Below are 15,436 nucleotides of genomic sequence, written 5' to 3'. Positions count from 1 at the left end.
AACCCCCACATACCCGTATATACCCCGTTTATACAGTGTTATCAGAATTAGACCATAAGCATAGTGAGTGAGTAAATCAACTTCACTAAGGATTTTAGTCATGACGATGCATATTGCATTAAACGAAAATAATAAATTGGTTAATATTGAGCAGGTTGAACGTGGACTCGCTTGCCAGTGTACTTGCTTTGAATGCGGTGAAGCCGTTATCGCTCGTAAAGGTGAGATTAAGGAACATCATTTTGCTCATGCAAGTAATAAAGCAAGCTGTACCATTAACCCTGAATCTGTACTCCATAAATATGCTAAAGAAGTTATTCTTGAATCTATGGGACTTATGCTTCCCGCTTTACCTGAATCAGATAATGAGGCAGCATGGTGGACCTTCGAAAACTTACTCCCTGAATTCTCTCTAGGCTTAATCCGTCCTGATCTTATTGGTTATTTTGATGGGGAACCTATTTTAATTGAAATTGCAGTTACTCATTTTATTGATGCTGAAAAACTCAAACGTATTGAAGTCTTAAAATCAAAATGCATTCAAATCGATTTATCGCCACTTCTTAAAAGTGATATTGCAATTCCAAGTATCGAAGCCAAACAGCAAATCCTTGAAAATATAGAAAATAGAAGATGGGTTTATCCATTCCCTTCAGAGGAAACCAGTGCGCAGCAAAAAGCTACTAATCCTACGCACGTACCCGCCACATCACACATGACCTCGTCACAACAGAACACTACTCCAACTTGGCAGGACTATAAATTTAAAGTAAAAGGCATGCATGTAAATGTACGCCATTTTTCGAGTGGGATGATCTCAGTAAATAGTACATATAACCCAGAAATCATTGCATTGCTTAAAGAATGGAAACGTGAAGGACGTGGTTCATATAATCCAACATATAAATCCTGGAACTATTGGCTACCATTTTCCGAGAAAGTTATAGAACGACTCCAAGTACTCAATGAATGAAGGGTATCCCCTATAAATTTCCTGTCTATGCATATATGTAATACGATAAGTGCGAAAATTGGAACTTAACTAGTCAAAAAGTACCGTTTAGTACCCAATATCGCACTTATCGTATAGAGAAAACACTAGTAATTTTTAAATTTTGCAATTCATATACGTTAAATGGCACTACTCTAAGCTTTGCACCATCTGTACTCTTTTAATAGTTGCCGATTTATTAAGCACTACAACGCAATCATCTTGATAAAGAAAAAAATAAGGTTAAGAAGACTAAAGTTCATAATGGATACGCCAATCTCAACTTAAAATAAGATTTTCGAATTGAATTGGTGAATGACCAAGCTTTTTATTTAGCACCACACAAATTGTATGCGACAGAATTTTACGAGTTATGCGGTGGGTTAAATGCCATAGATCTTTTGCCCTCACTTTCTGAATGTGAAAGCGATCTGTTAATTGACCAATCACTGTTTCAATCTTTCTTCTGGCTTTCATCAGTATTTGCAGTGTCTCTTTAGGTCTGAAATCTATCATGTTTTTTCTAAAGGGTGTTTGTAAATCAATACCCTGATATTCATAATATCGTTTCAATTCTGGTCTTAAATAGCCCTTATCTGCTCCCAGTAAACCGTAAATATCATTCGTAATTTCAGGTGCAACATCTCGCTCATCACAATGAGCAGGTGCAAAGGTATAACCCGAAATCATGCCTGAAAGATTAATGACGATATGAGCTTTGAAACCATAATATTTTTCTTGTTTTGCAGCACAATAACTAAAACCTGCGTATTCTTTAAAGTTTTTATGCTTTCTAGCTCTGGTATAACTACAGACAGGGAGTGGGAAGCCATCAATAAAGTGAATGTTATCTGAACCATAACGCTGAATGAGCTGTGCCATAATGGATTGACTGACATGCCACAGGTTTGCACAATGTTTACAGAAATTGGGATAAGATCCTAATTTTGGAAACCATTCTAACCAATTGTTTTTGAAATACATCCAAATATTTTTGTCTGTATCTAAACCAAGAAATTCACCTACTATTTGCATAGTGATGATTTCTGCATCAGTAACAGCAGGCGGAAAACCACGAGTTCTCAGGGGCTGAGTAACAACAATGGGATAAAGTTCTTCTATGATTACATAGACAAAAATGATAAATTCTTCAATGGACATAACTTTGCTTTAATTTCTTGGTGGAAACTAAAATAGGGTTATGTCCTTTTTATTTCAATCACTTAAAAAGTTGAGATTGGGGTAATGGATATATTATTTCTATCACAAACTGCATATTCTTGCATAAAAGTACCACCCATTCCTGTTCCTGCCATACCAGTCAATCCTGTTCGTGCTATACCACTTTAATGGATTTTTTGGACAAAGCCGTTAGGTGAGCAAACATTTGTTCAATACATTGGAGCAAGTAAAATATTATGGAAAAAATTGGTTGTGGCATTACACTAGGAAAGACCATCTGAAGCAAACCAAGAAAAGACCAACTTTAATGGCTGCTTAACCTATGCTTTTAATTTCTGTTATTTATGTGAGGCCCTCTCATATACCAAAATTTAGAGTCCACATCATGATATTGATCTATAAAGCTACGGCACCATTCTAAATTTTCAGCTTATTACCTCACTCATTCAATATAACTTAATAACTCAAATGAATAATCCCTAAATTTACAATAAATATTATCTTCTTCAGTTTGGATTAATTCATAAAACACATTCTCTAAACCTTCGTCATTATTTACAATTAGCATCTTAAAAAATTGATTATAAATTCCATTTAATTTAGATATATTTAAGTCACTTACATTAAAAAACAATACCTTTAAAAACTTTGATTCAATAAAGTCCCTCAAATTATCGGCCAAAATAATTTCCAAATTATAACACTGGTTAATAAAGTCATACTTAAATGATAAATTAAAAACCTCATCATAATTATTAAATTCTTTATTCAATATTTCCAAGCTCATCGTACTCTCCAATATTTATATATTTAAAAACTCAATCATGATTTATCATAATGTTTCTACCGCCAACTGTCCCTGGACCATATTCATATAAATGAGTATGTGGGGTGCTATGGTAATTTTTTGGATCATTTCTATTACCATACCCATGATTTGTATAATCGATTCTTCGCATTTGTCTACCATATTGATCATAAAATACTTCTGACCTTTCCATGTTTCCTGTGCGTGAATTATATCTATTCTGCTCTCTATATCTGATACCTGGTTCTACCTGATGAGGAGCTTTTCCTGCCCACGCACTATCAGGTAAGCAAGTCGTTCTTGAAGTTAATTCCCTAAGTTGTTGATTCAATATATTAATATCATTTCTATTATATCTTGCTGGACTATAATTAGGACTAACCGTTGAATAACTAAAAGATGGATCATAACGTCGTATTTGGTTGATTAAAGAGGCTGCTTGAAAATTGATAGTAGATGAACCATTAGATGGATTCATTACTCGACGATTTAGTCCATTTTCATCAGTTGAATTGATAGGGTCATTTTCTACATAAGCATAAGTATTTAATCCACCAGCCAGTCCTATCGGATCACTTTGCGTATAACGGCCTATACTTGGATCATAGTAACGATTCCAATTATACCAAAGCCCACTTTCAGTATCATAATACTGTCCAGGAAAACCGATGTTAAATTGTCCAATACTACTTTGAACCATTGAACTATCATAACTGCTCGTCTGTGCTTTCCAAACTACCGCTTTACTGACATTGGTTAGGACTTCTGGTCGCCCCAAATGGTCACTATGAACAAAATTTACTTTGTTACCCCGTACCACACCAATTACTTGTCCACCCAACCAGATATATACGCTACCTAAACCACCTGTTTGTGTCGCTGATAATCCAGATTCAGCTAATAGTCGTCCGTCAGGCGCGTAGACATAATTAATACTACCCGCACTACTCATCTTACGACTACGCAAATTAAAGACATCATAATCATAAGTATTTGTTACACTACCAGATTTAACTGTTTTTAAACGGTTAAAGCCATCATAGGTGTAATCGACTGTACCACCATGTCCTGTTTTCTTGGTCAAATTACCAAGACTACTATAAGTGAATTGTTTAGCTTCAGTTGTAGACGTACTTGCTAGGCGATTCGCTGTACTTGTTTGGTAATTAGTAATTAGATTGGTATTGCCGGTACGTGTGAGACGATTACCATTTCCATCGAAAGTCCAACTTTCGCTATAAAGGGGAGAGGCTGACTTGGTCAATTGTCCTAAAACATCATAACTATAGGTTGTGGTTTTATTGCTTTCTTGGCTATTGGTAATTTTACTTAACCAATTATTATTGTTGTAGTTATATACTAAATCTTGAATAGTTGGAGTCTTGATGGCTGTCAGGCGATAATCTCGATCAAAAGTATTGGTTTTAATTAAGCCATTGCCATACGTCCAGTTTTTAATTTCACCATAGGGTTCATATTGAATATTACTTACTACAGTCTGGTCTATACCTTGTATTTTTACCTTTACTGAATTAACTCGGCTCAAAGCATCATAATGATAACTCACCTTAAAACCATCACTGGCTCGACTTTCACCGATTAATCGACCATATTCATCATAGGTCCAATAAACTGGATAACTGACACCATCAGTTTTGGTTATTTGTACACTTAATTGCCCATCTTTTGTATAACTATAGCTTTTAGAAGTAATACCATCTGAAATAGCACAGAGGCGACCTTTACCGTTTGTACAATTATCATAAGTCCATGTTTGGATTTCATTACCTGTTTGTGCCTTGGTTCGTCGATTAAGTGCATCATACGTATATGTCGTCACAACGTTGTTTGCACGTGTCAGTTTAATCAAATTACTATTTTGATCATATTCATAGGATGACACTCCCGTATCTTGGCTACTTTGCATTATTAGATTACCAAAGCCATCGTAACTATATGCTGTCGTTGTGCCACGAGCATCTTTAACAAACCTTAACTCATTAGCCCCTCCGTAACGATATTCTATTGTATTTCCATCTGGATTAACTTGTGTATTGAGTTGATTGAATACATCATATTGATAGGTTGTGGCTTTATTTAGCGAGTCCGTTTTTTTAATCAGATTGCCATTAGCATCGTAATTATAACGAATATTTTGACTATTATTTCCTTTATCTGCTGTTGTCCAACCAAGTTGATTATGTTCATTCGCTTGAGAGTATCTAACATTATTACCCTCTCTATATTCGATAGTTAACAGCTTACCCAATTTAGAATAAGTAAAATACTGTCCGCTAGTGATACTATTTCCGACACCATGGGTAATACTCGCAATGGTACCATTATCATTATAATTAATGGTTTCCCTCATACCATTACGTTCAATCTGGGTAACCCCAAAAGCACCATATTGATAAGTCGTTGTACGAACCTGATTGCTGGCTAAGATTTCTTTTTCAATTGTGATACGCCCACGAGCATCATAAGTAAACTCAGTAACTAAACCATTAGCATCCGTGATTTTACCGGCTTGCCCTAGTCCATTATAGTTACTATAACTGGTGATGTGTCCCAGAGCATTTCTTGTTTGGGTCAAGTCTCCAACTGCATCATAATTATATGTTGTTGTTTTTCCATTGTTATTGATTGCTACATCTTTGAGCATACCATTACTATGGAAGGTATAACCATAACCTGTAATGCTACAAATGGTTGTATTCTGCTTACTACATTGCTTAACGCTTTTAATTCTATATTTAGCAAGATGTGTCACAGGATAGTATTCATAAACGACTTCATCAATCGGCTGATTATTTATACTATTGTAACTACCGTAGCGTTCTATTTTACTTAAAAGATTAGAAGCTGGTGCCCATTGATATTTAATAGTCGTGATTCGACTACGATCTGTACCTTTTATACCTGTAATTTGCTGTGTAACTTTACCAGTAGCGTCCCTTGTATATTCTGTTGTATTACCATTCCAATCTGTACTAGAACTAATATAACCATTACTATCATAAGTAGTTGATACACTGCTATTAGGGCAATTGCTTACGCCACTACGTTCAATCTTAGCAAGTTTATTTTTATTATTATCAGTATAAATATACTTTGAAATAGCCCCTAGGGCATTAGTAACTATTGTATAGTTACCACCAAAAGTTAATTTATCCGTTTGTGTTCCATCGCTTCTACCACTTTGTATTGCTTGATTACCGTTATAATAGTATGTATTGTATCTTTTACCATCAACTGATATTCCAGTTAAGACTTGGCTTTCAGCCCCATTCTCTCCATAATGATAAGTTTTTACACTATTATTAGCTGGATAATGAACCTTCTCCAACCTATCACCATTATAAGAATAATTATATACATTATTATTAGCATCTGTTGCACTAATTATTTTATCCCCCGACCACTTTAAAGTTATTTTTTTGCCACTTGTATGTATTACATTCAAAGTATCAAGAACATAAATAAAGTCACTATTTCTAGATAAATTATATTTAAAAGTCCACCCCACGCCATGAGAGTTAATTTTTTTTAAAATTTCTCCTGTCCCCCCATGATATACCTCGACACTTCCGTCATTGTATGTTAGCGTATAATTAATATTAAAAATATTCTTAAAGTCTTCATCCTCAACAAGTTTTGCATCAAAATTAGCTAAAACAGCAGTGTTTTTATTATTATGATCTCTGACTAGCTCAATAATACCTTCAGGGTTTTGTCTATAAAAACTACCAATGTCATCTCGTAATAATTTATAATCATAACTATGTTTCCACTTACCATTTTTCGAAAAATCTGAAGCACCGGAATTTCTTGAGTTATAAAAACGAATAAACTCTAAGGGCATTTCACCTTTCATGGTAAAATCAATTTCTTTTTGAGTTTTTTGCCCATTACTTATTGTAATTGGATTATTCGTTTTATCACAATTTATTTCAGCAGAAGAGTTACTATTTATTGTTGGAAGTATAAAAACTGGAGGTACCCAAGGAATACTAGTACCTGGAGCATCATAAGCTCGAAATTGATTTAAACAAGTCGTACAACCAAAGTTATCTTGAGTAGCTTTCACACTGATAACTGGCAATTGAGTAGTATTTGCTATAGCTAAATTATTAATAAAAACTAGATTTAGAATTAATAAAAAGTAGATTTTTATCTTATCTCCACAATACAATTTAACTAATTTCTTTTCAGAGTTATAAGACATAATTTTTTATACCTATAAAAATTACATAATAAACACAAAAAAAATATAGTCAATAATCATTCTCAATAAAAGTTATTTTTCTTTGACTTCCTTCATTTCCATTACATAGCTTTGTTGCTGCTCCTTACTAAGGCATGAATCACACTCCCCAAACAGCTACAAAACCACTAATTCATCCTCATACAGTCAAGCCTCCATCAACCGTGGAAATATTTCCATTTGGTTTAATTCCAATTGTAATGATCAAGCAGAATCAGACATTTCCATAGGTAGACCTCACACCCAAGATATAAGCTAAATTTGGATGGGAGGGAGATTTTCTAATTTAGCAAGTTTTGTAAACAGAACCAGTTAATAGACAAATAAATTTATCACCAATAACGTTGTTTTAATTAAATAACTACTGGTATTAAGTATTTGATATTTAAAAATATACCGCTAACTTCTTTTTAGTGTTTAGTTAATTTGGCTGTTATACGGTACTATTTCTTAAGAAAAATCTGAAAAGTATTTAAATTTATTACTTTTACCTATCAAGATTATGAATTCGTATCTTTAATTCCTTCACTTGCAACATGAACAGTAGATAACCAATCAGACCATTGGCCTTCATATAGTTGTGCAGTGTGAGCACTTGGCTGCTTTCTCCAAATTTCCTCCCACCAATAAGATGGTTGAGTATGGTGTAGGAGAGCTAAAGGGTGTGTGTATAGTTTACGAAGCTCATTAAATTTTTCTTTCTTCATTAAATAACTATGTACTGAATTACGGTGAGGACTATCATAAAGGTGAGCCCATAAACTCGCAAAATTTTGCAGCATTCTTCGCCCACCATCACCAATTACTGTAGAAATATGAGCTCGAGTTTCCAATACATTTACTTTCTCATTCTTATATTCTCGAACAATCACTAACTCACCCTCAGGGGAGATATTCCTTACAAAGTGAATCTTTTTAACTTTGCTCATAAAAATTTCATGATCAGAGATGCCTTCTGTTTGAAATAGCTCTAGAATATCTCGCTCAGGTGAACCTGAAGCATCGAAGGAAGAATGTGGTGTTGGATAGCCATCACCATGCACCAGCCAATCTTGCTCTACCCCTAAGAATTCAGCGATTTTTCTGAGTTCAACAAATGTAGGTTCATGTTTACCTTGTACCCAATCCAAAAAGATTTCTGCTGTTTCATACCCAAGCTGTTCTGCAATATGTGAATATTTTAACTCTCGAAAGTTATTGAAATTCGCCCATTGAATAGCATGAACTAATCTATCTGATAATTCTTTTTTACGATCTAAAAGTTGGTAAGGACTTAATATAGTATTCCCATTCTCTGCATCTAACTTTTTAAAATTAAAACTATTTTCAAGACGTGACACAATTTCTGCATTCATTGAACGTTTTGCATCTTGTGCTTCAGCTTCAATTCTTTGTTTTAATTCAGTGGGTATTCTGAGTTTTACTTGAGAATCAGTTAATAGACTCATAGAACATGGACCTTATATATTGATATATAAACCACATTGGTTTAAAATATTTAAACCAATGTGGTCCAAAGAGGTTTCTATGAACCCCAATACTCATGAACTTGCTCAGCTTAAAATTCGTATTCCTGCTCATTTAAGAAAGCAATTACAGGAAGAATCTATTGCTCAACAAAGATCCATGAATGCTCAAATTAACTTTATTTTAAAGCAATTTTTGCAAATTCCTAGCGATGTACAACAGATGAAAGATAACTAAATACGGCAGAAATAATAGAGACTCATGCGGGTACATGAGTCTCTAAAGTTGTCTTAATTTTGCCGTCAAGACAACTTCATTGTATTGAACATCGATTGATTTATCAATGTTCACGCAGTGCTTTCTGCCTCTTTTAAACCAAAGAGGTCCATTCCTATGCGTATTGAAACAGATAAAATTAGGCAAATTGTTCGACTACTTAATCTTGGGTATAGCCAAAGGTCAACAGCGATACAGGCTCGGACTAACCGCAGTTCTGTAAAAACGATTTTTGATAAATTAACACTTTTTCCGATTGATAATAGTGAGCTTAATTTATTTACTAATCTGGAGTTGTTGGATTATTTTGAGATTTCACGCACTCCAACTTACCCAACACGAAAAATCTATCCTGATTTTGAATATATCAATCAAGAGCTCAAAAAGCGGGATATGACTCTGGAACTCCTTTGGCAAGAATATATTGCTCAATATAAAGAAGGTCTTTCATATTCTCGTTTTTGCCATGTATTAAATCATTTTCGCAATAAAAAACATGCGTCAATGCGCCAAACTTTTAAGAGTGGTGAGGCTTTACTTGTTGATTTCTGTGGTAGAACAATGGAAATTACTTCACCTGTAGATGGGTCAAAGAGCTATGCTCAAGTATTTGTAGGGGTTCTAGGGGCTTCTGCTTATACATTTGCTTATGCTGTGCCAAGTCAAAGGGTGGAGCATTGGCTTGAATGTTTTATCAAAACTTTTGATCATATCGGTGGTGTTCCTGCAACCGTAATCACAGACAATCTCAAATCAGCAGTCATTAAAAATAATAAGACGGGCTTAATCTTTCAAAAAGATTTTGAAGACTTTGCTGCACATTATGATTTTGCAATTATTCCAACTCGTCCTCGTCATCCAAAAGATAAGGGTCTAGCTGAAGTCAGTGTTCAGATTGTGCAACGTGCAGTACTTGCTTCATTACGAAATCAAAAATTCTTTTCTATTGAAGAATTAAACCAAGCCATTCAGCAAAAGATGGATATCATCAATCGAAAAACAACTCGACGTTTTACCATCAGTCGCTACGAACAGTTTTTGTCGCTGGATAGCAAGGATATATCACCATTACCACTTTATCCTTATGAACTCTGTTCATGGAAAAGACATGTGCGGGTGAGTGAATTCTATCGAGTTGAATATGATGGGAATCAATATTCAGTTCCTTATACCCATATACATTTGCATGTCGATCTCAAAGTTACTCAATCAACACTACATATCTTTTATGAGCGTGAAAAAATTGCGGAACATGCAATTAATTACGGTATTCGCCAAGATATATGTCTTGATGAACATATGTCACCTACACACCTTACTCAAAAAGGTTTATCAAAAGATGAAATTATTTATTGGGCAAATCGGGCTGGCCCAAATACTTCACAGTATGTATGCCATATTTTAAATCAAAAACGTGATCTTTCTAGAAATATTAAATCATTGAACAAGTTGAGAAAATGGGTAGTTGACAATCAAAAGTCCCATTGTCTTGAAGAGGCTTGTGATTTTGCATCACAACGACAAATTTATGCTGTGGATCGACTACAACGCATCATTGCAAACAGTGCTTATCAAATCCAGCAACAACCTTTGTCAGATGCATTAAGTCATATTCCAACATCCCACCATAATATCCGCGGTGCTGATTACTATTTACAAAATTCTGGAGTTGCTCATGCTTAAACAATCTGTGAAAGATAAATTAGAGCAGCTTAAACTCAAAGGCTTCTTGCGTACAGCAGAGGTTTCTTTAGATCAAATGCTTGCTCAAGGTAAAAGCGTTGAAGATTTTTTAGATTTTTGCCTAGACGCAGAATTAAATGATCGGACAAATAGAAGGATCGAAAGACTTTTTTCGATTGCAAAGTTTCGTTACCCAACTGCACGATTAGAGCATATTGACTATGCCCCTGAACGGAAGATAAAAAAGGCTGATATTTCTCGTTATACAAATTGTGAGTGGATCAGTGATTGCAGAGGGTTAATTATCTCTGGGGCGACAGGTGTAGGTAAATCATGGTTAGCCTGTGCTTTGGGTGCAGAAGCTTGTCATCTCAGCTATAGTGCTATGTATTTTAATGCAATAAGCCTATTCGATGAAATTAGCAGTGCAATCACATTAGGTGAAATCAAAGATTTTAAGAAAAAGGTATGTTCTGTGAAATTACTTATTATTGATGATTTTGGATTAGGTGGTTTTAATCAGTCTTTAGCTCCATCATTTTTGGAAATCATTGATAAGCAATCACAAAATGGTGGCTTGCTCATTACCAGCCAAGTTCCGAAAAGATTATGGTTCGAACAATTCCAAGATCCAACGATTGCGGATGCAGTTATGGATCGCATTTTACATCGTTCATACGAGTTAGAAATTTCTGGTCGATCTTATCGGGAAAAAATCTACTCTCAATAAGGGCAACTTTATTCAGTTAAGGGAGCTTTGGTCTATACCATTCTCCCTTTTATTATAATTAAAGTGGTATAGCACGAACAGGATTGACTGGTATGGCAGGAACAGGAATGGGTGGTCGTTTTATCCAGTATTTTGCACACAAACTTATGATATAAATAATATATACAAAAATTTACTCCAAACAACATAAATTATGTACTTATCAAATATAAAACTTTGGAATTTTAGAAAATATGGAGTAGTTGGAAATACTTTTGATCTAACTAAACCTAATTTAGACCTTAATTTTACCAAAGGTCTAAATGTGCTAATTGGTGAAAATGATTCGGGAAAAACGGCAATCATAGATGCCATTAAATTGGTTTTAAAAACTCATAGCTACGATTACATCAAGGTAGAAGAGAAAGACTTTTTTGACGGTTCTACACGATTTAGGATTGAACTTGAATTTTATGATTTAACTGATGATGAAGCTAAAAACTTTACAGAATGGTTAGGCTGGAAAGGTACTGGAGCTGATGCTAAAACATTCTTAAAATTAAATTATGATGTCACTCGCAATGATAAAAAAATTACTCCTTCAGATATAAAAGCAGGTGCTGATTCAGAGGGTTATCTATTAACGGCTGAATCAAAAGAATATCTAAAAACAACATATTTAAGACCTTTAAGAGATGCTGAAAATGAGTTGATCTCAAAACGAAATTCTCGACTTTCCCAAATTTTATTAGGTGATCCTACTTTTAAAAACAAAGATAAAAATCATGAACTTGTTCATATGTTTGAAGGTCTGAATACAAATTTAAAAAAATATTTTAAAGGTGAAGAAATAAGTTTTATCGACAAAGATGGTAATCCAGTAACAAAAACTTATGATGATGGGAAGACAATTAAAGACAAAATTGATGGTTACATTAAAAATTTCTACAATGAAGGCATTTTCACTGAATTTAATGTTTCGTCAACAGAATTAAAAAGTATTTTAGAAAAGTTTTCTCTTTTTTTAGAATCACAAAGAAATGTAGGTTTAGGCACTTTAAATCGACTTTTTATGGCTGCAGAGTTACTTCACTTAAATAAAGAAGATTGGCATGGGTTACGTTTAGGATTAATTGAAGAGTTAGAGGCTCACCTACATCCGCAAGCCCAAATGCAAGTGATTGAAGCATTACAAAGACAAACAAATATTCAATTAATTATTTCAACACATAGTCCCAATTTAGCATCAAAAGTTAAATTAGAAAATTTAATTCTATGTAATAAAGGCAATGCTTTTCCTTTAGGGAAAGAATACACAATGCTAGAGCCTGATAGCTATAAATATCTAGAAAAATTTCTCGACACTACTAAGACAAACCTCTTCTTTGCTAAAGGAGTGATTCTAGTAGAAGGATGGGCGGAAGAAATTTTAATTCCAAGTTTCGCAAAAGCTATAGGAAAAGATTTAACGGCAAAAGGCATTTCTGTCGTTAATATTGGTGGTGTTGGTTTTCAACACTTTGTCGATATTTTTCTTCGAAAGCAAGAATCTCATATGACTATTCCTGTTGCGGTGATTACGGATTCTGATGTAAGAACTTATGAAAAAGTTGGCGAAGACTACTGTCCCAAATCATCTAAAGTACTAGAAGGTGAAATCGCTAATAAAATTAAAGAAATTAATGAAAAATCGAATCAAAATGTTAAATATTACGCCGCTAAACAATGGACTTTAGAATATTCTATTTTCAAATCTAAAAAACTGTCAGCATTATTTCAGAAACATTCTAAAGCTATACATACAAAAACCAAATGGGACTCAAACTTTGAATTAGAACTCGCAAAAAAACTCATCAATCAAGGGCTAAAAAAAACAGAAATAGCTTATCGTTTAGCTCATGAATTAGATAAAGAAATGAACAAGCACGAACCTGACAGAACATTAAATCTTCATGAAACTGAATCGACAGACAGTATTTATTATTTAATCGAGGCGATTGAATATGTCACAAACAATTGAAATTACAGATGAAGATATAGATTACTCTGAAAAAATTTTACTACCTAAAGGTAAAGTTTTTGATGATGAGCGACGCGACTTTATCCGTAATTTATCTACGATAGATTTACAAGCTGTTCCTGGTAGTGGAAAAACAACAGCTCTTTTGGCAAAATTATTAATTTTAGAAACTAAGCTCCCTTTATCTGATGGTTCAGGAATTTTAGTTCTATCTCATACCAATGCAGCCGTAGACGAAATTAAAGAAAAAATTCATCAATACTGCCCAAAGCTTTTTCGTTATCCCAATTTTATTGGAACGATACAAAGTTTTGTAAATGAGTTTTTAGCTATTCCTTATTATAATTTTAAACTTAAGAAAAAACCACTACGTATTGATAATGAAATATATGCAGAACAAATAGAATTTGCTCTTCCATACAATACAAAAATAGCTCTTTCAAAACGTGGCATAAATTATATTGACATATTAAGTAATTCATTTATAAGTAATAAAGAAATATTTCAGCATTTTTGGAGTAATAAAGAAGTAAATATTCCAAAAATTGGTAACCATACAACTACATATAAAGAATTAGCAAACATAAAACTTAATTTACTAAAAACTGGCATTCTTAGCTTTAGCGATTGCTATGCTTTAGCACAAAAATATCTAAGTAATTATCCTATTATTTACAAAATTATTAATAAAAGGTTTCAATACATATTTATTGATGAAGTGCAAGACATGGATACTCACCAATATGAGCTCATTGAAAATATATTTACAGAAAATAAGGATACAAATAGTACAATTCAAAGAATAGGAGACAAAAATCAATCTATTTATAATTCAATAAAAACTGAATCAATTTGGCAAGATAGGGACAATGTTTTTCACCTTTCAAATAGCCAGCGTTTAAGTAGACCAATCGCAAATATTGTTAAAAATTTTGCACTATATCCTGAACACTGCTCAAGCATAATAGGAATGAATGAATGCCAGCTTAAACCGCATATATTATTATTTTCAGATTCATCTATTAAGAACGTTATCCCACATTTTTCTCAACTTGTACAACAATATAAAGGTTCTGGTGAACTAAACTTTCGTCAAGATAAACCTCTAGAAATAAAAGTCATAAGTTGGAATACCGATTGGAAAGAAGATGAAGCTAGTCGTACTAACCCGTCTAAACTTAGATTAGAAGATTATCATCAAGTTTTTAAAAAAAATGAACAAAAACCTAAAGAGGATTATAAATGCTTAAAAAGTTACCTTCATTTCTATGATAAAAAGTACACCACTCTATCTATGATTAGAAAAAATATTTTTCATGCTCTACTTAAGATCTTAAGAATCGAAAAGATTTCGACAAATGAAAATCGTCTTTATACTATTTTAAATTTAATTAATTACCTAAAGGTAAATTCAGAGCAAAATTATGCAGATTTAAACTTAAAAGTATATCAAATTTGTTTAAAGATAATTAAAAATGAACCGAATCAGGCTTTGTCTGATTTACAAACTTATATTCCTGTATTCCTTTCTTATTTTAAAGAAAATTATAGTCTTTCTTTAACGTGCAGTAATTTTATTAACAATGATACAACTGGTATTGACCAAACTAGTAACAATCAAACTTCTACTTCAAATATTATTGAAGAAAATGATCTAAAAATTGAAATTACTAGTGTTCATTCTGTTAAAGGTCAAACACATGATGCAACACTATATTTAGAATCATATTATTATGAAGATGGAAAAGGCAGTAATGCTAAATCTTACGAGTCGCAAAGACTTGCAAATCAATTTTTAGGAAATCCCTTTAATCTAACCACTGAAAGAGCGAAACAATCAACAAAAATGGCATATGTAGGGTTTTCACGAGCAACTCAGCTACTATGTATAGCAATACACAAAAATAGATTTGAACAATACCTAAACACAATAGATCGAAATATATGGGAAGTTAAAAATATTGAATAGTGATTAATCTTGGTCTGCCCCGCTCCTAGACAAATTTTGACTATTCATTTCACATAGGAGAGAA

At 33.4% G+C, this 15,436-nt stretch carries 10 protein-coding genes; 6 read left to right on the top strand and 4 right to left on the bottom strand.

Annotation, left to right across the window (positions count from 1 at the left end):
- Positions 1 to 100: 100 nt before the first annotated feature.
- The gene (locus tag C3F22_RS04725; RefSeq protein ID WP_104425930.1) at positions 101 to 973 is read left to right on the top strand and encodes a competence protein CoiA family protein; all 873 of its coding nucleotides are present in this window, start codon (positions 101 to 103) and stop codon (positions 971 to 973) included.
- A gap of 297 nt (positions 974 to 1,270) precedes the next feature.
- Here the strand turns inward: C3F22_RS04725 and C3F22_RS04720 are convergent, their stop codons facing one another.
- The 4 genes from C3F22_RS04720 to C3F22_RS04705 form a co-directional block, all read right to left on the bottom strand.
- A complete protein-coding gene (locus C3F22_RS04720; protein ID WP_004282326.1) occupies positions 1,271 to 2,152 on the bottom strand; it encodes an IS982-like element ISAba9 family transposase in 882 nt (293 codons plus the stop codon).
- Between the two features lie 463 nt (positions 2,153 to 2,615).
- On the bottom strand, positions 2,616 to 2,960 hold the full coding sequence (locus C3F22_RS04715) for a hypothetical protein (protein ID WP_103801056.1): 345 nt from the start codon (positions 2,958 to 2,960) through the stop codon (positions 2,616 to 2,618).
- A 31-nt stretch (positions 2,961 to 2,991) separates the two neighbouring features.
- Positions 2,992 to 7,209, bottom strand: coding sequence for an RHS repeat-associated core domain-containing protein (locus C3F22_RS04710; protein WP_104425929.1), 4,218 nt, complete (start codon positions 7,207 to 7,209; stop codon positions 2,992 to 2,994).
- 539 nt (positions 7,210 to 7,748) lie between these two features.
- Entirely contained in the window at positions 7,749 to 8,696 is a 948-nt protein-coding gene (locus C3F22_RS04705) for an Arc family DNA-binding protein (protein WP_103800883.1), read from the bottom strand.
- Positions 8,697 to 8,775: 79 nt separating this feature from the next.
- Between C3F22_RS04705 and C3F22_RS18250 the strand changes: the two genes are divergently transcribed.
- The 5 genes from C3F22_RS18250 (at position 8,776) to C3F22_RS04685 (ending at position 15,372) form a co-directional block, all read left to right on the top strand.
- Entirely contained in the window at positions 8,776 to 8,952 is a 177-nt protein-coding gene (locus C3F22_RS18250) for an Arc family DNA-binding protein (protein ID WP_121980311.1), read from the top strand.
- Between the two features lie 156 nt (positions 8,953 to 9,108).
- A complete protein-coding gene (gene istA / locus C3F22_RS04700) occupies positions 9,109 to 10,674 on the top strand; it encodes an IS21 family transposase (RefSeq protein WP_103800881.1) in 1,566 nt (521 codons plus the stop codon).
- The gene (istB, locus tag C3F22_RS04695; protein WP_104425928.1) at positions 10,667 to 11,404 is read left to right on the top strand and encodes an IS21-like element helper ATPase IstB; all 738 of its coding nucleotides are present in this window, start codon (positions 10,667 to 10,669) and stop codon (positions 11,402 to 11,404) included. Before istA ends, istB begins: the two co-directional genes overlap by 8 nt.
- A 193-nt stretch (positions 11,405 to 11,597) precedes the next feature.
- Positions 11,598 to 13,403: an ATP-dependent nuclease gene (locus C3F22_RS04690; protein ID WP_104425927.1), complete on the top strand. Its 1,806-nt coding sequence runs from the start codon at positions 11,598 to 11,600 to the stop codon at positions 13,401 to 13,403.
- Positions 13,387 to 15,372 (top strand): UvrD-helicase domain-containing protein, encoded by a 1,986-nt coding sequence (locus C3F22_RS04685; protein WP_104425926.1) that lies wholly within the window; start codon positions 13,387 to 13,389, stop codon positions 15,370 to 15,372. The genes C3F22_RS04690 and C3F22_RS04685 overlap by 17 nt, the downstream gene beginning before the upstream one ends.
- Positions 15,373 to 15,436 lie beyond the last annotated feature (64 nt).

This window comes from Acinetobacter sp. ACNIH1, from assembly GCF_002934695.1.
In the GTDB taxonomy this organism is placed as follows: Bacteria; Pseudomonadota; Gammaproteobacteria; order Pseudomonadales; family Moraxellaceae; genus Acinetobacter; species Acinetobacter variabilis.
The sequence above is the reverse complement of the archived record's forward strand: the minus strand, read 5'-3'. Positions and strand labels throughout refer to the sequence as shown.

Excerpts from the sequence above, each read along its gene's own strand:
- C3F22_RS04705 (WP_103800883.1), bottom strand. The coding sequence starts at position 8,696 with ATGAGTCTATTAACTGATTCTCAAGTAAAACTCAGAATACCCACTGAA.
- C3F22_RS04715 (WP_103801056.1), bottom strand. The coding sequence starts at position 2,960 with ATGAGCTTGGAAATATTGAATAAAGAATTTAATAATTATGATGAGGTT.
- C3F22_RS04685 (WP_104425926.1), top strand. The coding sequence starts at position 13,387 with ATGTCACAAACAATTGAAATTACAGATGAAGATATAGATTACTCTGAA.
- istA (WP_103800881.1), top strand. The coding sequence starts at position 9,109 with ATGCGTATTGAAACAGATAAAATTAGGCAAATTGTTCGACTACTTAAT.
- C3F22_RS04720 (WP_004282326.1), bottom strand. The coding sequence starts at position 2,152 with ATGTCCATTGAAGAATTTATCATTTTTGTCTATGTAATCATAGAAGAA.
- C3F22_RS04710 (WP_104425929.1), bottom strand. The coding sequence starts at position 7,209 with ATGTCTTATAACTCTGAAAAGAAATTAGTTAAATTGTATTGTGGAGAT.
- istB (WP_104425928.1), top strand. The coding sequence starts at position 10,667 with ATGCTTAAACAATCTGTGAAAGATAAATTAGAGCAGCTTAAACTCAAA.
- C3F22_RS04690 (WP_104425927.1), top strand. The coding sequence starts at position 11,598 with ATGTACTTATCAAATATAAAACTTTGGAATTTTAGAAAATATGGAGTA.
- C3F22_RS04725 (WP_104425930.1), top strand. The coding sequence starts at position 101 with ATGACGATGCATATTGCATTAAACGAAAATAATAAATTGGTTAATATT.
- C3F22_RS18250 (WP_121980311.1), top strand. The coding sequence starts at position 8,776 with ATGAACCCCAATACTCATGAACTTGCTCAGCTTAAAATTCGTATTCCT.